17 protein-coding genes are annotated in these 17,558 nt (G+C 66.7%); 5 read left to right on the forward strand and 12 right to left on the reverse strand.

What is annotated here, in order from left to right; genetic code table 11:
• The first annotated feature begins 347 nt into the window (after positions 1-347).
• Together AC51BJ_RS08230 and AC51BJ_RS08235 are read left to right on the forward strand one after the other, a co-directional pair.
• Positions 348-3,269, forward strand: a complete 2,922-nt coding sequence (locus tag AC51BJ_RS08230; RefSeq protein ID WP_496279887.1) for an Rne/Rng family ribonuclease — start codon at positions 348-350, stop codon at positions 3,267-3,269.
• Between the two features lie 162 nt (positions 3,270-3,431).
• Positions 3,432-3,947, forward strand: a complete 516-nt coding sequence (locus tag AC51BJ_RS08235; RefSeq protein ID WP_496279888.1) for an SRPBCC family protein — start codon at positions 3,432-3,434, stop codon at positions 3,945-3,947.
• Between the two features lie 46 nt (positions 3,948-3,993).
• On the opposite strand, the gene AC51BJ_RS08240 is transcribed toward AC51BJ_RS08235, so the two are convergent.
• Together AC51BJ_RS08240 and ttcA are read right to left on the reverse strand one after the other, a co-directional pair.
• Entirely contained in the window at positions 3,994-4,500 is a 507-nt protein-coding gene (locus AC51BJ_RS08240) for a low molecular weight protein-tyrosine-phosphatase (protein ID WP_430435634.1), read from the reverse strand.
• Between the two features lie 7 nt (positions 4,501-4,507).
• Positions 4,508-5,455, reverse strand: coding sequence for a tRNA 2-thiocytidine(32) synthetase TtcA (ttcA, locus tag AC51BJ_RS08245; protein WP_496279977.1), 948 nt, complete (start codon positions 5,453-5,455; stop codon positions 4,508-4,510).
• A gap of 378 nt (positions 5,456-5,833) precedes the next feature.
• Here ttcA and AC51BJ_RS08250 point away from each other — a divergent pair, with 378 nt between their 5' ends.
• The 3 genes from AC51BJ_RS08250 to AC51BJ_RS08260 are packed head-to-tail and all read left to right on the forward strand — an operon-like array spanning position 5,834 to position 8,317.
• Positions 5,834-6,511: a hypothetical protein gene (locus AC51BJ_RS08250; protein ID WP_430434426.1), complete on the forward strand. Its 678-nt coding sequence runs from the start codon at positions 5,834-5,836 to the stop codon at positions 6,509-6,511.
• Positions 6,508-7,701 carry a M48 family metallopeptidase gene (locus AC51BJ_RS08255; protein WP_496279889.1) on the forward strand — a complete coding sequence of 398 codons (1,194 nt, stop codon included), beginning with the start codon at positions 6,508-6,510 and terminating at the stop codon, positions 7,699-7,701. Before AC51BJ_RS08250 ends, AC51BJ_RS08255 begins: the two co-directional genes overlap by 4 nt.
• 37 nt (positions 7,702-7,738) lie before the next feature.
• Positions 7,739-8,317 (forward strand): hypothetical protein, encoded by a 579-nt coding sequence (locus AC51BJ_RS08260; RefSeq protein ID WP_496279890.1) that lies wholly within the window; start codon positions 7,739-7,741, stop codon positions 8,315-8,317.
• Between the two features lie 86 nt (positions 8,318-8,403).
• Here the strand turns inward: AC51BJ_RS08260 and AC51BJ_RS08265 are convergent, their stop codons facing one another.
• From AC51BJ_RS08265 to AC51BJ_RS08310, 10 genes are all read right to left on the reverse strand, one after another.
• Positions 8,404-9,291 carry an urease accessory protein UreD gene (locus AC51BJ_RS08265; protein ID WP_496279891.1) on the reverse strand — a complete coding sequence of 296 codons (888 nt, stop codon included), beginning with the start codon at positions 9,289-9,291 and terminating at the stop codon, positions 8,404-8,406.
• A complete protein-coding gene (gene ureG / locus AC51BJ_RS08270; protein ID WP_430434430.1) occupies positions 9,281-9,922 on the reverse strand; it encodes an urease accessory protein UreG in 642 nt (213 codons plus the stop codon). Before ureG ends, AC51BJ_RS08265 begins: the two co-directional genes overlap by 11 nt.
• Positions 9,923-9,926: 4 nt before the next feature.
• On the reverse strand, positions 9,927-11,639 hold the full coding sequence (ureC, locus tag AC51BJ_RS08275) for an urease subunit alpha (RefSeq protein WP_496279892.1): 1,713 nt from the start codon (positions 11,637-11,639) through the stop codon (positions 9,927-9,929).
• A gap of 31 nt (positions 11,640-11,670) precedes the next feature.
• A complete protein-coding gene (locus AC51BJ_RS08280) occupies positions 11,671-12,375 on the reverse strand; it encodes an urease subunit beta (protein WP_496279893.1) in 705 nt (234 codons plus the stop codon).
• A 35-nt stretch (positions 12,376-12,410) separates the two neighbouring features.
• Positions 12,411-13,154, reverse strand: a complete 744-nt coding sequence (locus AC51BJ_RS08285; RefSeq protein ID WP_496279894.1) for an urease accessory protein UreF — start codon at positions 13,152-13,154, stop codon at positions 12,411-12,413.
• Position 13,155: 1 nt separating this feature from the next.
• Positions 13,156-13,647, reverse strand: a complete 492-nt coding sequence (gene ureE, locus AC51BJ_RS08290; protein ID WP_496279895.1) for an urease accessory protein UreE — start codon at positions 13,645-13,647, stop codon at positions 13,156-13,158.
• A 94-nt stretch (positions 13,648-13,741) separates the two neighbouring features.
• Positions 13,742-14,917 (reverse strand): urea ABC transporter substrate-binding protein, encoded by a 1,176-nt coding sequence (gene urtA, locus AC51BJ_RS08295; protein WP_019917770.1) that lies wholly within the window; start codon positions 14,915-14,917, stop codon positions 13,742-13,744.
• 584 nt (positions 14,918-15,501) lie between these two features.
• Positions 15,502-15,804: a hypothetical protein gene (locus AC51BJ_RS08300; RefSeq protein ID WP_496279896.1), complete on the reverse strand. Its 303-nt coding sequence runs from the start codon at positions 15,802-15,804 to the stop codon at positions 15,502-15,504.
• A 4-nt stretch (positions 15,805-15,808) separates the two neighbouring features.
• Positions 15,809-16,498 carry a tetratricopeptide repeat protein gene (locus AC51BJ_RS08305; protein ID WP_496279897.1) on the reverse strand — a complete coding sequence of 230 codons (690 nt, stop codon included), beginning with the start codon at positions 16,496-16,498 and terminating at the stop codon, positions 15,809-15,811.
• Between the two features lie 22 nt (positions 16,499-16,520).
• The gene (locus AC51BJ_RS08310) at positions 16,521-17,504 is read right to left on the reverse strand and encodes a Rieske (2Fe-2S) protein (protein ID WP_496279898.1); all 984 of its coding nucleotides are present in this window, start codon (positions 17,502-17,504) and stop codon (positions 16,521-16,523) included.
• Positions 17,505-17,558: the final 54 nt, after the last annotated feature.

Here is a 17,558-nt window from a genome sequence, read left to right on the forward strand (position 1 = left end):
ATTTCGAAGCAGACGCAGTGCGGAGCACATCCAGCTCGAAGTGGCGGACGCCGGGTGACAGATTGACGGTGAAGTGCTTCCTCATGCAGTCCTTCTTGGCAGACGAAAACCGGATCACGGGTTAATCCCGCTCACCCAAAGTAGCGAGTGTACTGAGTAGCGCGAGTACCGTACAGGCAGAATCCCCCAGGCAGTCGCGAAAGCGCGGCTGCATTGAGAGTTGGCAGACCCCTCCACGTCCCCCAGTCCGTTCCCATCGAAAAAACCCGATTGCAGCCGACACGATAGACGTTATTTACTGACGAGCGGTTTGTCCTGCCCGTGTGCGGTGCGCGCGGGAGAAGTTGATGAAACGAATGCTCTTCAACGCGACGCAGGCCGAAGAGCTGCGCGTCGCGATTGTCGATGGCCAGAAGCTTGTTGACCTCGACATTGAGTCATCCAGCAAGGAACAGCGCAAAAGCAACATCTACAAGGCAGTCATCACCCGCATCGAGCCCAGCCTCGAAGCATGCTTTGTCGATTACGGCGCAGACCGCCACGGCTTCCTGCCGTTCAAGGAAGTTTCCAAGTCCTATTTCAAGCCCGATCTCGAACCCGGCCGGGCCCGCATCCAGGACGCACTGTCGGTGGGTCAGGAACTGATCGTCCAGATCGACAAGGACGAACGCGGCAACAAGGGCGCCGCACTCACCACCTTCATTTCGCTGGCCGGCCGCTATCTGGTGCTGATGCCGAACAACCCGCGCGGCGGTGGTGTTTCGCGCCGCGTCGAAGGCGACGACCGCGCCGAACTGCGCGAAACCATGGATCAGCTCGAAGTGCCGGGCGGCATGAGCCTGATCGCCCGCACCGCCGGCATCGGTCGCAACGCCGAAGAACTGCAGTGGGACCTGAACTACCTGCTGCAACTGTGGACCGCCATCGAAGGCGCCGCTCAGTCGCAGTCCGGTGCTTTCCTGATCTACCAGGAAGGCAGTCTGGTGATCCGCGCGATCCGCGACTACTTCCAGCCTGACATCGGCGAAATCCTGATCGACACCGACGAGGTGTATGACCAGGCCTACACCTTCATGGAACACGTGATGCCCGGCAACGTGGCGCGCGTGAAGCGTTACCGCGACGACGTGCCGCTGTTCTCGCGCTTCCAGATCGAACACCAGATCGAGTCCGCCTATTCGCGTCAGGTGAACCTGCCCTCGGGCGGCGCCATCGTGATCGACCACACCGAAGCACTGGTGGCGGTGGACGTGAACTCCGGCCGCTCGACCAAGGGCAGCGACATCGAGGAAACCGCGCTGCGCACCAACTGCGAAGCGGCCGACGAAATCGCCCGCCAGCTGCGTCTGCGCGACCTCGGCGGCCTGATCGTCATCGACTTCATCGACATGGAAAACCCGCGCGCCCAGCGCGAGGTGGAAACCCGCCTGCGCGACGCGCTGCATCACGACCGTGCGCGCGTGCAGATGGGCAAGATCAGCCGCTTCGGTCTGCTCGAACTGTCGCGCCAGCGCCTGCGTCCGGCGCTGGCCGAAACCAGCTACATCCCCTGCCCGCGCTGCAGCGGCACCGGCCACATCCGCTCGACCGAATCGGCTGCGCTGCACATCCTGCGCATCCTCGAAGAAGAAGCGATGAAGGAAAACACGGGTGCCGTGCACACCCAGGTGCCGGTCGACGTCGCCACCTTCCTGCTGAACGAGAAGCGGGCCGACATCAACGCGATCGAACTGCGCCACAAGGTCAACATCGTCCTGATCCCGAACAAGTATCTGGAAACGCCGGCGCACGAGATCACCCGTCTGCGCCACGACCAGCTGAACCTCGAAGGCGTGGCCCAGCCGTCCTATCAGATGGCGGTGAATCCGTCGGCGGAGAGCTATCAGCCGCCGTCCGCCATCCCGGCCGACGAGCGCCCGAAGCGTCAGGAAGCCGCAATCAAGCACATCACGCCGGACCAGCCGGCGCCGGTCGTGGCCGAGGTCGCACCGCCCGCACCGGTCGCTGCTGCGGCGGCGGCTGCACCCGCGGCCAAGGGCGGCTTCTTCGGCTGGATCGCCGGGCTGTTCGGCGGTGGCGCTGCCGCGCCTGCCCCGGCGCCCGCTCCAGCCCCGGAAGCGAAGCCCGCGCAAACGCGCGAACGCGGTCCGCGTGGCGAGGGCGAACGCGGTCGCAACCGCAACCGTCGCGACAACCGCGAAGGACGTGAAGGTCGCGAGGGCCGCGAAGGTCGCGAACAACGCGAGCCGCGAGAGCCACGCGAAGCGCAGAGCAAGGGCGAAGGCCGCGACGGTCAGCGCAAGCAGCGTGAACCCCGTGAGCCGCGCGAGCCGCGTAACGAGCAGGAAGCTGCCACGCCGCGCGAACCGCGTCCGCCGCGCGAGCCGCGCCCGCCGCGTGAGCCGCGCGAGCGTGCCGCCAATGACGCACGCGAACAGCAGCAGGCACAGACCGATCTGCCGCTGGCCGCTGCCACCGGCACTCAGCCCGAGAATGTCGCGCCGGCCGAGGGTGGCGAAGGCGCCGCACCGCGCAGCCGCCGTCGCCGTGGCGGCCGCCGCGAGCGTGGCGAGCGCCGTCCGGACGGCGCGGAAGGCGCAGTTGCCGATGTCGCCGCAGTCGAGGGCGATCTGACGGTGACCGACGCCGCAGCCAATGAGGTGCCGGCTGCCGCCGCCGAAGCCCAGGCCGCGTTGCCGCTGGATGTCCCCGCAGCAGCACCGATCGCCGCCGAGCAGGCCCCGTTGGCCGACGCCGCACCGGCGACCGAAACCGCTGCTGTGGCCGAAGCGCCGGTAGAGCCTGTTGTGCCGGCACCGGTGGTGTCTGCACCGGTAGCCCCGGAGCCGGCTGTGACCGAACCCGTCGCAGTGGAAACACCGGTGACCGAGCCCGTCGTGGCTGCAGTCGCTGCACTGCCGGTCGTCGAAGTGACTGCCGAACCGGTGGCCGCACCGGCACCCGTCGTCGATCAACCGGCGCAGATCGCGGCCTCGTTGAACGATGCTGGTGAATCGACCCTGGTGCGCGCAATGGAAAGCTTCGGCTCGACGCCCCAGCCGTCCGCGCCGGCGCCTGCAATCGCACCGGCGGCCGATCTGCAGAGCACGCTGGCCGATAGCGGCCTGGTCATGGTGGAAACCTCGGCCGAGCGCGCTGCCGGCATCGAACCCGTCATCGTCGAACAGCCGCAACTGGGCCGTCGCCGTCGCCCGGCGCCGGTGATCGCCAACGAACCGATGCAGCAGGTGGAAACACGCAACGAGTAAGGCGCTGACACCGCAAGAAGGGGCCCGGCACCGTCCGGGCCCTTTTTGCATGCATGGCAGGATCCACGCCCGGCGCCGGGTGATTTTCCCGTGCCGGCGCCGCCCGTTTTCACCGACACTGCGCACGCTTTTTTCAATCACAACAAACGAGGAGAACACCCCATGCGTCTTTTTGCAGCCCTGCTCGCCATTGTCGCCAGCACCACGGTCTTCGCGCACGGTCCGTCGCGCCTGAAGGCCAACGAAACGATCACGCTGAAGGCCAGCCCGGACGCCGTTTGGGCCAAGGTGAAGGACTTCACGCAGCTGCAGTCCTGGCACCCGGCCGTCGAGAGCAGCACCGCCACTGCCGGCAGTGATGTCGGTTCGGTGCGCACGCTGAAGATCAAGGGCGGCGGCGAAGTGGTCGAGAAGCTGGAAGCGATTTCGGATGTCGACCGCAGCCTCACCTATACCGCCCAGGACGGCGGCGCGCTGCCGGTGAGCAAGTACAAGTCGACGATTACCGTGAAGCCGGCCGACGGTGGCGGTTCGACGGTGGAGTGGAAAGGCGTGTTCTTCCGCGCCGACGCGAGCGAGCATCCCGCTGCCGGCAAGGACGACGAGGCGGCCACCGGCACCATCAAGGCGGTCTATACCGACGGTCTGAAGAATCTGAAGGCGCTGCTGGACAAGTAATCGTCGCGACAGCGAAAGCGGAACCGGCGGCCATGGCCGCCCGTTTTCATTTGAGCCGTTGCTGCAGCTCGCGGATCAGGCCGTCGGCCGCGTCCTCGATCAGATCGAGCACTCGCTCGAAGCCCGCCGGACCACCATAGTAGGGGTCGGGTACCTCGTCCTCATCGAAGCGTTCGGCGTGCTGGAGGAACAGCGCCAGCTTGTGACGCAGCGGTTCCGGGCAGTTGCGTTCGAGATTGCGCAGGTTGTCGCGGTCCATCGCATAGATCAAGTCGAACTGCATGAAATCGGCCACATCGACACGACGCGCGCGGATGCGTGTCAGATCGACGCCGCGCGAAGCCGCCGCCGCGGCCGCACGCGGATCAGGCTTGCTGCCGACGTGGTGGGCGTGCGTACCGGCCGATGCGACCTCGACGCGTTCGTGCAGACCCGCGGCTTCGAGCCGCGCGCGCACCACGCCCTCGGCGGTCGGCGAACGACAGATGTTGCCCATGCAGCAGAACAGTATCTTCATGTCGGGATCCCGTGCGGCACGCAGCGGCCGGCGCATCCAGCGCTCAAGCACAGCCACGTCCCGTAGCTATATCGAGGCGGACCGGGATGCCGCTCATCGCGTCTTCGTCGCCCCATGAACGGACGGGCAGCTCGGGCGGATCGAAGGCGGTATCCCCCTCCTCCACCACACTGCCCGGCTTCAGGCCGGCGAAATCGAACAGCTTCTGATCGGCCAGGTGCGATGGCACGACGTTGCGCATCGCCGTGGCCATCGATTCGATGCGTCCCGGATACAGCCGCGCCCACTCCTGCAGCATCGCCTTCACCTGCTTGCGCTGCGCGTTCTCCTGCGAGCCGCACAGATTGCAGGGAATGATGGGGTAATCCATCACGCGGGCGAAGCGCTCGATGTCGCGCTCGGTGCAGTAGGCCAGCGGCCGGATGACGATGTGACGGCCGTCGTCGCTGACCAGCTTGGGCGGCATCGACTTGATCTTGCCGCCGAAGAACATGTTCAGGAACAGCGTTTCCAGCAGGTCGTCGCGGTGGTGGCCCAGCGCGATCTTGGTCGCGCCCAGTTCGGACGCCACGCGGTAGATGATGCCGCGGCGCAGCCGCGAACACAGACCGCAAGTGGTCTTGCCCTCGGGAATCTTGTCCTTGACGATGGAGTAGGTGTCTTCGGTCTCGATGCGGTACTCGACGCGGATCGACTCGAAATAGGCCGGCAGGATGTGATCCGGAAAGCCCGGCTGCTTCTGGTCGAGATTGAAGGCGATCAGCCGGAAGCGCACAGGCGCCCGCTCCTGCAGGCCGCGCAGCAGTTCCAGCATCGTGTACGAATCCTTGCCGCCGGACATGCACACCATGATCACGTCGCCGTCCTCGATCATCGAGTAATCGCCGATGGCCTGCCCCACGGCGCGTTCGAGACGCTTGCGGAACTTGAGGAAGGTGTTGGACAGCGGCTCGGCAGCGGCGGCCGGAACGGGAGCGAGGACCTGCGACATGGTGAGCGACGCAGCTGCGCTGCGCGACATGATCTGAAGCGCTGATTATAGCCGGCTCATCGACGGCCCGGCCCGTGCGCCGCGCCCCGGCCAGGGTACCTTTGCCCACCGCCGGTCTCCGACGAGATCTGCAGATCCCTTCACGGGCCGTCGGTGCACATCGGACGATGCCGTTGGAGGCGGCCATATGCGCTTTCCTGCGTCGAGTCATGGCTGCGCCCTTGGACTGCGACAGCCTCGCCAGCATCGCGCAGGGGAGGGCGGCGACAGGCAGGCGGACACCATTCCATTCGCAAAAGACTGTGTCCTGCGCACACATTCATCGATACGGCATCAGCACGAACTAAAATGCGCTGACCATTTTTCAGCCCATTCGTCATGCTCCGCATCCTTGTCCTGATACTCGGCACTCTCATCAGTCAGGCCGCTCTTGCACAGGCCGTCAGGGCACCCGAATTCGACCGTCTCGCCGGCAATTCGCGCATCGTCCTGATGCCGCTCGACGTTGAACTGTTCACGATGACCGCCGGCGGGATGACCGAGCCACAGGCGCACTGGACCGAACAGGCGCGCAACCATCTGCTCGCGTCGCTCAGACGGCGGGAGGCCGCGATGGACACGCCGCTGATCGAGCTCGCTGATCAGGACATAAAGGTGGCGGAACTGAATCACCTGCACGGTGCCGTCGCCGGTGCCATCGCCCTGCACCACTACCTCACCCACTACGAATTGCCGACCAAGGAAAAGCGCATGGACTGGCATATCGGTGCCGACACCGACTGGCTGCGCGAGAAGACCGGAGCCGACTACGCACTGTTCCTTTTCGTGCGCGACAGCTACGCCACTGCCGAGCGCAAGATGACGATGTTCCTTGCCGCCATGCTCGGCGTCGGCATTCCGGCGGGCATACAGATCGGCTACGCCTCGCTGGTCGACCTTCAGACCGGCCAGATCGTGTGGTTCAACCGACTGGTGCGTGGCACCGGCGACCTGCGGGAAGCCGAACCGGCGGAAGAATCCATCACCGCGCTGCTCGACAAGTTTCCGCGCCAATGAACAGGCGTCGGAATGCCGCTGCGGTCAGCCCCATCCGGCGCGACCTCCTGTGCGGTTGCTGCTCCGGCGCACTGCTGTCGCTGCTGCCCTCGCTCGCGCGGGCTGCGTACGACATGCCCGCCCGCTTCGAGCGTCCGGACATCGCCACCGACGAGGGCGGGCTCTGGGCCATGATGGACCGCGAGGAGGAGAAGCTCAGACACTCGCGCTTCCTGCTCGGCGACGCCGAACTGCAGCGCTATGTGTCCGATATCGCATGCCGGCTTGCCGGCAATCACTGTCCGGACATGCGCGTGTATCTGGTGCGCACGCCATTCTTCAACGCCAGCATGGCACCCAACGGCATGATGCAGGTGTGGAGCGGACTGCTGCTGCGCGCCTCCAATGAAGCCCAGCTGGCGGCCGTGCTCGCGCACGAGGTCGGCCACTACCTGAAGCGTCACAGCCTGGAGCGGATGCGCGACGCGCGTTCGAAGTCAGCGCTGGCCCAGTTCGTGGGCATGGCACTGGGTGTGGCAGGCGCGGGCGGCGTGGGCTCGATTGCCCAGCTTGGCGTGCTGGCCGGCATGTTTGCCTTTTCGCGTGAGAACGAGCGCGAGGCAGACGCCATCGGTCTGGACCTGATGTACCAGGCCGGCTACGACCCGATGGAAGCTTCGCGGGTGTGGGCACAACTGATCGACGAGAAGGACGGCGAAAGCAGCGGCGGCACCGTGCTGTTCGCCACCCACCCCGCTTCGACCGAGCGCCGCGACACGCTGGCACAGGCGGCGGGCAAGCTGGGACACGAGCACGACGGCGCCGCGCACGCCGACCGCTACCGTGCCGCGATCGCACCGGTGCGCCTTGCCATGCTGCAGGACGAACTGCGCCGCCGCGTGCCTGACAGTTCGCTGCGACTGTTCGACCGGCTGATGGCCACGCAGTCCCGCGACGGCCAGTTGCTCTACGCCCGCGCCGAGGCGCTTAAGGCGCGCAATGACGCGGGCGACGCCGAACAGGCGATGACCGCGCTGGAGGAAGCCGAGTCGCTGCCGGACACGCCGCCGGAAGCACAGCGACTGCGTGGTCAGCTGCTGCGCACGCGCGGTGACCACGATGGTGCGCGCGCGGCGTTCAACCGCTACCTCGAGCTGAAACCGACCGCGCCGGACGCGCCGATGATGCGCAGCTATGTCGGCACGCACTGAACCGCCAACCGCGAGAACACGAAGAAAGAATCCGACCGTGAAGCCCCTCTTCTCCCTGCTGCTGATTGCGCTGCTCGCGGGCTGCGCCTCACCCTTCACCCGCGTGGACAATGCACGCGTCGTCGTACGCGAACGCATGGAAGTGAGGGCCGAAGGCGACTGGAACCGCTTCACGCCGCCCGGTAGCAAGCACCGCGAAATCTGGACCCAGCACGGCATGCCGCTCGACGTGCTGGTGTTCTTCACCGGCGTTGCCGACGGCGAGGCCTTGAACGATCAGGTCAGCGCCGACAAGAAGCCGCCAAAGTTCAAGGCCACGATGTCCCCGGAGGACGTCGCCGCCCTGTTCGAGAACCTGGTCGCCGGCAACGGCGGCCGCTTCGAGTTACTGCAACTGGAGCCCCATACCGTGGCGGGCGGCGAAGGCTTCCGCTTCAACTTCAACTACACCGCCCGCGATGAGGAGATCGAGCGCTCCGGTCTGGCAATCGCGACAGTGAGAGACAAGCGTCTGTATGCGCTTGTCTATGCCGCACCGCGTGGTCGCTATTTCGAACGTGGCCGGCCCGGCGCCGAGCGCGTGATGGATAGCCTGCACCTTGTCGGCAAACCCTGACTCGGGGTCCCGACGACGAGACGCGACGGCTTGCCCCTTCCGCCATCCGCCACGTCCCGCCATCGGGATCGGTGTGCCGCGACGCGCTAGCGTCGTCGCAGCGCCGGCGCTGAGCCGGTGTGATGGGTGCGCGCCGCGACCCAGGCGGCGTGCATGATTCTTTCGAGCCGGACGGCGTCGGCCGCCAGCGCGCGGAACACGATGCCGGCGGCGTTCGGCAGCAGACTGGCGCCGGCCAGCGCACCCTCGACCTCGGGCAACGCTCGCAAGGCGTGCAGCAATTCGGCATCGGCTGATCCGCCCAGCAGCCACAGCGATCCGTGCATGCGCAGCCCGGCATTCGCGCCGGCATTGCCGGACAGCCAGTTCCCGCCGTCGATGCACATCCGTTCCCGCGCCAGCAGCTGTCCGTTTCCGTCGCGCACCGTCATCGTCGATTCGAGCCGGGCAAACGATCGCTGTTCGCCAGCGGGGTCATGCGGAAGGAAGCTGTCGGCGACGACGACCAGTGCGCCGTCCGCCATTGTCACGTCGATGTCGCTCACCATATGACTGCCCGGAAACAGGATGAGCGGGGCCGGCATGTACTCCAGCAATGCGCCCGGTTGCACGACGAGACGTGTGCGCTGCACGGCCGACCCGCCCTGCATCGCATGCACGATGGTCGATGCCGGCGTCGCGATATGGGCGCGTGCGCCCTGCCCTACCTCGATGCGACTGGCCAGCCGCTCGTGCTCGAACAGGCCGCCGGACACCGATTGCAGATATACGACGCACAGATCGGGCGCCGAGCCATCGACGTACAGCGCGCGGCCGACGTGCACCGGGTAGCCGACGTACTGGCGCCCGAGATAGCTGCGGCCGGTCGCATCGCGCGCGAAGGCGAGATCGACGCAGGGCCGTACCTCGGCCGGCGGCATGCGTTCGTGCGCGGACGGGCGCAGCGCCTCGACAAGTGCCAGCTCAACGGTCAAACAGCACCTCCTGCGCGATGCGCTCGACCACCGCGTCGACACCGTCGCCGCGCGCGCAGTTGGTGAGCAGCGTGGCGCGGCCGGCGCGCACGTCTTCCGCTTCGGCCACCATGCGATCGAGGTTCACGTTCACATGCGGCGCCAGATCGACCTTGTTGATCACCAGCAGATCGCACTGCAGTACGCCCAGTCCGCGCTTGCGCGGAATATCGTCGCCGCCGGCCACGTCGATCACGAACAGCCAGTAGTCGACCAGATCGAGCGAGAAGGACGACGCCAGGTTGTCGCCGCCGCTTTCGATCAGGATCAGTTCCAGGCCGGGGTAGGCGCGGTCCAGTTCGTCGGCGGCGGCGAGGTTGAGTGTCGGGTCCTCACGGATCGCGGTGTGCGGGCAGGCGCCGGTTTCCACTGCCAGCACACGTTCGGGGGCGATCAGGCCGCTGCGGCGCACGCGCTCGGCGTCCTCGGCGGTGACCAGATCGTTGGTGATGACCGCGATGTCGGTGCCGCGTTTGATGAAGCGCGGGATGAGCTGTTCCAGCAGCGCAGTTTTGCCGGAACCTACCGGGCCGCCGATGCCGACCCGGGCGGCGCCGCGCGGCCGTGCATGGGTGTTCAGTTGTGCGGACATGGCTTCACCTCAGCATGTAAAGACGGTTGAGCGGCACGCGGTCGACCGGCGGGCAGCTGATGACGCGCCCATCGACGCTCACCTCGAAGGTCTGCGGATTGACCGTGATGTTCGGGCAGGCGGCGTTGCGCACCATGTCGGCCTTCTGCAGCGTGCGCGTGCCCTTGCAGGGCAGCAGCGCCTTGCGGATGTCGAGCCGGCCGTTGAGGTCGCTGTCGAGCGAGGCGGCGCACACGAAATTGGCCGACAGCCCCTGCGGCGCGCGACCGAAGGCGCCCCACTGCGGACGCATGATGAGCGGCTCGCAGGTCATCAGTGACGCCGCAGAATCACCCATCGCGCCGTAGGCGATGAAGCCGCCCTTGACCACGATTTCCGGCTTGATGCCGAAGAAGGCCGGACGCCACAGCACGATGTCGGCGAGCTTGCCCGGCTCCAGCGAGCCGACGTGGTGATCGACGCCGAACGAGCGCGCCGCGTTGATCGTGTACTTGGCGATGTAACGCAGGATGCGTTCGTTGTCGGCGCTGCGCGTAGTCTCTTCCGGCAGGCGGCCGAACTGGTCCTTCATCTTGCTGGCCAGCTGCCAGGTGCGGCAGATCACTTCGTTGATGCGCCCCATGCCCTGGCTGTCCGAGCCCAGCATCGAAATGGCGCCCATGTCGTGCAGCACGTCTTCGGCGGCGATGGTCTGCGCACGGATGCGGCTTTCGGCGAAGGCCACGTCCTCCGGCACGGCCGGATTCAGGTGGTGGCACACCATGATCATGTCCAGGTGCTCGTCGAAGGTGTTCACCGTGTAGGGGTTGGTCGGGTTGGTCGACGACGGCAGGCAGTGCTGCAGCCCGGCCACGCAGATCACGTCAGGCGCATGGCCGCCGCCCGCACCTTCGGTGTGATACATGTGGATGGTGCGGCCCTTCGTCGCCGCCAGCGTGTCTTCGAGGAAACCCGATTCGTTCAGCGTGTCGGTGTGCAGTTGCACCTGGAAGTCCAGCTCGTCGGCCACCGACAGGCAGGTGTCTATGGTGGCCGGCGTGGCGCCCCAGTCCTCGTGGATCTTCAGGCCGATGCAACCCGCCTTCATCTGCTCGACCAGCGATTCCGGGCGCGACGAGTTGCCTCGGCCGAGGAAGCCGAAGTTCATCGGCCACTGTTCGGATGCCTGCAGCATGCGGCCGACATTCCACGCGCCGCCGCAGTCGATGCCCACCGTGATCGGTCCGAGCGAGCCGCCGAACATCGTCGTGATGCCGGAGGCCAGCGCATGTTCGACCAGCTGCGCCGAATCAAAGTGCACGTGCACGTCCAGCCCGCCGGCGGTGGCGATCAGCCCTTCGCCGTCGCGCACGGTGGTGGCGTTGCCGACCAGCAGTTTCGGATGCACGCCATCCATCACGTGCGGATTGCCGGCCTTGCCGATGGCGACGATGCGCCCGTCCTTGATGCCGATGTCGCCCTTGACGATGCCGACTACCGCATCGATGACGACGACGTTGCTGATCAGCATGTCGAGCGCGCCCTGTTCGGACGTGAGGCCGCCCATCATGCCGAGCCCGTCGCGCAGCGTCTTGCCGCCGCCGTGCAGGCACTCGTCACCGGGCGTCGAGAAGTCGTGCTCGATCTCGGCCAGCAGCGAGGTGTCGCCCAGGCGCACCATGTCGCCCTTGGTTGGGCCGTACATCGCCGCGTAGTCGCGGCGGGTGAGCCATGTCATGTCGTGTTCTCCCTGTTGTCGATGACAGCGCTCAGGCGCCGCGGAATCCGGCCTGGCGTGCGCGCGCCAGCGCGTCCGGCAGGCCGGTGGCGTCCCCGGTCGGGCCCTCGGCCAGACGGTTCAGACCGAACACCTCGCCACTGCCGCCGAAGGCGACCAGCGTCACTTCCTTGTCCTCACCGGGCTCGAAGCGCACCGCGGTGCCGGCAGCGATGTCCAGGTGCATGCCCCAGGCCTGGGCGCGGTCGAATTCGAGCGCGCGGTTCACCTCGAAGAAGTGGAAGTGGCTGCCCACCTGTATCGGCCGGTCGCCGGTGTTCAGTGCGCGCAGCGTGGCGCGGCGGCGGCCGGCGTTCAGTTCTATCTTCCCGTCGGCCGGGATGATTTCGCCCGGCGTGCGCGCCTGCGGCGCTTCGGCCGGCGCGTTCGCGCCCGGACGTATCGGGTCATGCACGGTCACCAGCTTGGTGCCGTCGGGAAAGCTGGCTTCGACCTGGATCATCGGCATCAGCGCCGCGACGCCAGGCAACACGTCGTCGCTGTTCAGGATCTGCGAGCCGAAGCCGATCAGTTCGGCCACCGTGCGGCCGTCGCGTGCCCCCTCGAGAATGTCGTCGACGATGATGGCGATCGCCTCCGGGCAATTGAGCTTCAGGCCGCGCGCGCGGCGCCGGCGCGCCAGTTCGGCGGCATTGAATATCGTCAGTCTTTCGAGTTCGGTCGGTGTCAGCAGCATGGGGTGCCTCCTCTCTTCTGCATGTCAGTCCGCACTCAGTTCGCGAACAGCCGGGCATTGCGCGGCTCGTGGCGCATGGCGGCGATGTCGAGCGTTGGCGCGCCGTTCCACAGTTCGTCAGTCGATGGGGGCGGCGTGTCGATGACGCGCGCGATCAGCGGCCGCGTGCGCGCCAGCAGGCGCTGACCTTCGGTGTGACCGATCAGGCCCATGCGCAGCGCGGCACCGACAACCGTGGTGCACAGGCCGCTCGCAGCCATCGCGTCGCAGCCGGAGGCCGACAGTCCGTAGGCGCCCCACACCAGGCCCTGCACCACCGGCAGATGTCCGGGCAGACCGGCGGCGCGCACCTGGTCCAGATAGACCTGAGCGATGCCGAGGCCGAGATCGGCGTGCACGCGAAGCTGCGTGAAACCGAGGCGACGGCTCGCGTCGCGCCAGCCACGCACGAGGTTCATCGCCTCGCACAGGCGGTCCAGTTCGGTCGCCTCGGCCAGCGCGGCAGCACCTCGCAGGGACCAGGCTGTGCGCGCCGCCTGCATCAGCGGCCGGTCGAAGCCGGCCCAGCGCTGTTCGATGTGGCTGCACAGCAGCTCGAACACCTGTTCAGCGCCGCCGACCTTACCGTCGAGCTTCAGCGACTCCAGCCCCCACGAGAACGAGGTGGCGCCGCTGGGAAAGAAGCTGTCGGCGAACTGCAGCATGCCGAGCATGCCGATCGTGTCGCCGCCGCCATCGTCAGACGACGGAATGTGAAAGGGCGCGTGCGGTGCGTTCATGTCAGTGCGCATGGGGAACGGCGAGGTAGCGAGTGCCGCCCTGCGCCGGCGCATCGAGCACGGTCGCGTCGCCGCGCGCCAGCAGGTGGGTCATGCGCTTCAGATAACCCTCGCGCGGGCCTTCGAGCGCAATCCAAAGGCAGTCGGCTTCGAAGCGCACCTTCCAGTGCATGTTGCCGGCGAAGTAGCCGATCTCCAGCGCGCCGGCGGCGTGCGCGGCGCGCAGCACCAGCCACTGTGGTTCGTCGAGCATCACCAGCACTGCGCGCCCTGGTTCGAGCAGCAGCACCGAGCCGTTCTCGAGCTGCGCACCGCGGTCCAGCAGCAGCGCCAGCTCGGTGCCGCGGTCGGTCACCAGGCGCTGGCGGCGGCGAGCCAGATCGTTGCGTGACAGGCGTACGCGCTCGACGCCGCCGTCGTGCTCGATGTGATGCAGCCGGTCGGCGATATCCGGGTCGGACGCATTGCCGACGATGTCTGTCAGTCTGAGCATTGTTCGGTCTCTTCCTTGCGGTCGGGTCCGGGCTGTCCCGCAAATGCCGCGGGACAGCCACCATCAGCGCAGCCGCCCGCGGGCGGCGTGCGGCTTACAGCGTCGGGTAGGGATTGGGTTCGATCAGCGGCGATTCATAGATCAGCTTCACCTGACCGTCCGCGGTGAAGGAGCCGATGCGCGCCTGCTTCCACAGGTGGTGGTTGGTCGCATGGAACTTCACCTTGCCTTCCGGCCCTTCGAACTCGAGGTTGGCCGAGGCGGCCACCACCTTGTCGACGTCGAAGCTCTTGGCCTTCTCGACCGCCATCTTCCACAGGTAGACCGCGGTATAGGCGCTGGCCAGCGTGTCGCCGGTGACGCGCTTGTCGCCGTACTTGGCCTTGAAGGCGGCAACGAACTTCTTGTTCGCGGGGTTATCGAGGCTCTGCAGATAGCTCATGCAGGTGAGCACGTCCTGCACGTTCTCCTTGCCAATGCCGGACACTTCCTCTTCCGACACGGCGAGCGCCATCACCGTGGTCTTGTTGAAGTTCACGCCAGCCGCCTTGAGCTGCTTGTAGAAGGCCACGTTGGAACCGCCGACCACGGTACTCAGAATGATGTCCGGCTTGGTCGCCTTGATCTTGTTGATGGTGGAGCCGAAGTTGGTGCTGCCCAGCGGCAGGTATTCCTCGCCCAGCACCTTGCCGCCGCCCTTGACGATGGTCGGGCGGGCGATCTTGTTGGTGACGCGCGGCCAGATGTAGTCGGAGCCGATCAGGTACACCGTCTTGCCGCGATTGGCCAGCAGCCAGTTGCACGCCTGGATGCACTGCTGCGTCGCCTCGTGCGCGGTGTAGAGGATGTTCGGCGACTGCTCCTGGCCTTCGTAATAGGTCGGGTAGTACAGCAGGCCCTTCATCTGCTCGAATACCGGCAGCACCGCCTTGCGCGACGCCGAGGTGTAGCAGCCGAACACGGCCGCGACCTTGTCGCGGTCGAGCAGCTTGCGCGCCTTCTCGGCGAAGGTGGGCCAGTCGCTGGCGCCGTCCTCGACCACCGGAACGATCTTCTTGCCGAGCACGCCACCGGCGGCGTTGATCTCGTCGATGGCGAGCTTTTCCGCATCGACCACCGACGCTTCGGCCAGCGCGATGGTGCCGGTCAGTGAATGCAGGATGCCCACCTTCACGGTGTCGTCGGCCATGGCATTGCGCACCATCCACGGACCGGCGACGGATGCGAGCGCAAGGCCTTTGATGATGTCGCGCCTGATTTGATTCTTCATGATGAACCTCGATGGAAGTGATGAAAGAAAGTGGCTTTCGATCGCACCGTCGTCGTTGCCGGGGCGGACTTACGTGTCGTGAAGGCGAAAAAAAAAGGGCCTGCCCGGATCCGGAGATCCAGGGCAGGCCCTTTTGCCTTGTTCCGCGCCGGCAATGCTGGCGGAGCGGAAAGTTGAATCGATGATAGGAAGGCTGTTGCGGTGCGTCAAGCGTCGGCAACGGCTTTTTTTCAAATTCTTTTCGATGGTCCGAGAGCGCGGATGTACGCGCTTTCAGATCATCAATACATCGGCATTCCCGTGCGCGCGCCGACGTTTCGCATGAGGGCGCGCCCTCCCCTGAGGGAGCGGTCTTGGCCGCGACACGGCCGCTGCAGTCCGCCGGCTTCGATCTATGCCGCTGTCGGGTTCAGAAGACCCCTCCCACAGAATCCCGACTGAGGCTAGGGTCGCGGATCTGGCGCACGTCCCCTGTGGGAGCGGCCTTGGCCGCGACGTGGCCGCTGCAGTCCGCCGGCTTCGGTCTATGCCGGTGTCGGGTTCAGAAGACCCCTCCCAAAGAACCCCGACCCCGGCGCGGGTCGCTATCCATCTACAATTTTCGATCGTCGGTACATGAACACGCAGCGGCCGCCCGGTGCCCTCGACGCACGCGCAGGATGCAGCCGGTAGCGGCCGGTCATGAAATCGACCACGGTGCGCGCCGCGTTCACCGACAGTGCCGGCTTCCAGAGCCAGATGTCGCGCTCCGGGTCGACGCCGCACAGGCCGAACAGCGCGTGTTCCGGGTCGTCCGCCATGCCGATGGACCACTCGTCCATGCGCGCGCCGAACTCCTTGATATAGGAGAGGCATTCGAACTTGATCTGCTGCACGCTGTAGCTCATTGCATCACCCCGGAACCGGAATCAGTCGCGCCGGCGACGACACCGCCGCGGTGCGGCTGCGCCACTGGTCAAAAAGCGCAGCCCCCTTCTGTTTCTCTTCGGCCGACATCTGGCCGATCATCCCTTCGAGCGCATTGAGCGCGCTGCCCACGCCGTGCTGCGCGGCCAGCGACAGCCAGGCGAAGGCCTGCGCCCTGTCCTTGTCCACGCCCAGCCCGTTGGCGTACATGAAACCCAGCCGCGCCTGCGAGGGGAAGTGCCCCTGCCCTGCCGCCTGCCGGTACCAGTGCGCCGCCTGCGCTTCGTCCTGCGCCGTGCCCTGTCCTTTGAAGTACAGCGTCGCCAGATTGCTCTGCGCCATCGCGTCGCCGGCTTCGGCTGCCGCGCGCAGCCAGTGCAGCCCGCGTTCGGGATCGGCGGGCGTGCCATTGCCCATGATGAGCATGGCGCCGACATTGGTCTGCGCCGGCACGTGGCCGCCCTCTGCGGCGCGCAGATACCAGCGGAAGGCCGTCGTCAGATCGGCCGTTACGCCTTCGCCGTTCGCGTGCAGCGCGCCGATCCAGGCTTGCGCCTCGACGTCGCCCTCTTCCGCCAGGGTCTCGAACCGCTGCGCGGCGGTCGCGAGATCGCCGTCGCGGTAAGCGGCCACCGCATCGTCGAGCCCCGCAGTCATTTCCATCTGTGTTTGCATATAGATATCTCCCGATCTGCATTCAGGGCGCAGCGATGCGCGCCATCACCTGTGTCTCGATCCATCGTCCGCCGGCATCCAGCCGGCTGGCCGGCTCACAGCCGCGACCGCCGATGCCGCCGCCTTCGATCGCCGACTGCGCCTCGGCGGCGGCGGCGAGACGGGTATGCAGCAGCGTCTCCCAAGAGAACGCGCTGTCGTCTGGCCCGAAGTGCGTGACCCGGCACAGCGTGCGGGTGAGCGATACCGGCTGCAGCATGACGGCACAGCAGCCTGCAGCGAATGACAGCAGCACGAGGTTGGGAAACAGCAGTGCCGCCCCGCCTTCGGCATCGGCACGGCACAGCGCAACTTCGCCGGACGCACACGTAGCGGAGGCCCCGAGCAAGTGCTGGGCGACCAGCTTCCAGTTGGCGTCGCAGGCTATCCAGCGGGCGCGGTGGTTGTCCGCGGGCTCGCCGCGCCACGCCGGCAGTGCCGACGTCAGCGCGCGGGCGATCGGCTCGAACGACGCCCCGTGCGGATCGAGGCTGACGAACAGCAGCGGCCCCCAGGTCGCGGTGCGCACCGGCAGCAGGCGCTCCGGCCGCAGCCCCAGATACTGGTACATCTCGGGCGTCCCCTCGCCCAGTTCGCCGGCGGCGATCGCCGGACGGTCGAGACTGTGGCCGCAGGATGTGAACGAGCACGGCGTCTTCGCGCCCTGCTGACACTGCAGCGGCACCACGCGGCAGCCGCCGTGCTGCGCCTTGTTGAAGCGGCCGGCGAAACCGCCGTCCGGCAGGTGCTGCACGTGGATGGCGTGGTCGCCGACGGTGAAAGGCAGCAGATCGCCGGCAGCCGGGATGTCGAGCGTGCTGCCCACGCACACCCATTCGCGCGTCCAGATCGCGTCGTCTTCGGCGCGGGCAAAATCCAGCCCGCGAAACGCGGCGACGTCGAATGCGCCGCCGGCTTTCGCCGGCCGGCGGTGCAGATGCACCGGATGTTCGGTCATGCATTCCATCGACGAGTCCTCCGTCTGATTCCGTCTGCGCAGGGTTCGCCCGCACCGCGAGCG

The sequence above is a fragment of the Methyloversatilis sp. S146-33 genome (genome assembly GCF_059552495.1).

Coding starts and splice junctions, on each gene's coding strand:
- AC51BJ_RS08230 (WP_496279887.1), top strand. CDS start 348: ATGAAACGAATGCTCTTCAACGCGACGCAGGCCGAAGAGCTGCGCGTC.
- AC51BJ_RS08235 (WP_496279888.1), top strand. CDS start 3,432: ATGCGTCTTTTTGCAGCCCTGCTCGCCATTGTCGCCAGCACCACGGTC.
- AC51BJ_RS08240 (WP_430435634.1), bottom strand. CDS start 4,500: ATGCGCCGGCCGCTGCGTGCCGCACGGGATCCCGACATGAAGATACTG.
- ttcA (WP_496279977.1), bottom strand. CDS start 5,455: ATGTCGCAGGTCCTCGCTCCCGTTCCGGCCGCCGCTGCCGAGCCGCTG.
- AC51BJ_RS08250 (WP_430434426.1), top strand. CDS start 5,834: ATGCTCCGCATCCTTGTCCTGATACTCGGCACTCTCATCAGTCAGGCC.
- AC51BJ_RS08255 (WP_496279889.1), top strand. CDS start 6,508: ATGAACAGGCGTCGGAATGCCGCTGCGGTCAGCCCCATCCGGCGCGAC.
- ureG (WP_430434430.1), bottom strand. CDS start 9,922: ATGTCCGCACAACTGAACACCCATGCACGGCCGCGCGGCGCCGCCCGG.
- ureC (WP_496279892.1), bottom strand. CDS start 11,639: ATGACATGGCTCACCCGCCGCGACTACGCGGCGATGTACGGCCCAACC.
- AC51BJ_RS08280 (WP_496279893.1), bottom strand. CDS start 12,375: ATGCTGCTGACACCGACCGAACTCGAAAGACTGACGATATTCAATGCC.
- AC51BJ_RS08285 (WP_496279894.1), bottom strand. CDS start 13,154: ATGAACGCACCGCACGCGCCCTTTCACATTCCGTCGTCTGACGATGGC.
- ureE (WP_496279895.1), bottom strand. CDS start 13,647: ATGCTCAGACTGACAGACATCGTCGGCAATGCGTCCGACCCGGATATC.
- urtA (WP_019917770.1), bottom strand. CDS start 14,917: ATGAAGAATCAAATCAGGCGCGACATCATCAAAGGCCTTGCGCTCGCA.
- AC51BJ_RS08300 (WP_496279896.1), bottom strand. CDS start 15,804: ATGAGCTACAGCGTGCAGCAGATCAAGTTCGAATGCCTCTCCTATATC.
- AC51BJ_RS08305 (WP_496279897.1), bottom strand. CDS start 16,498: ATGCAAACACAGATGGAAATGACTGCGGGGCTCGACGATGCGGTGGCC.
- AC51BJ_RS08310 (WP_496279898.1), bottom strand. CDS start 17,504: ATGGAATGCATGACCGAACATCCGGTGCATCTGCACCGCCGGCCGGCG.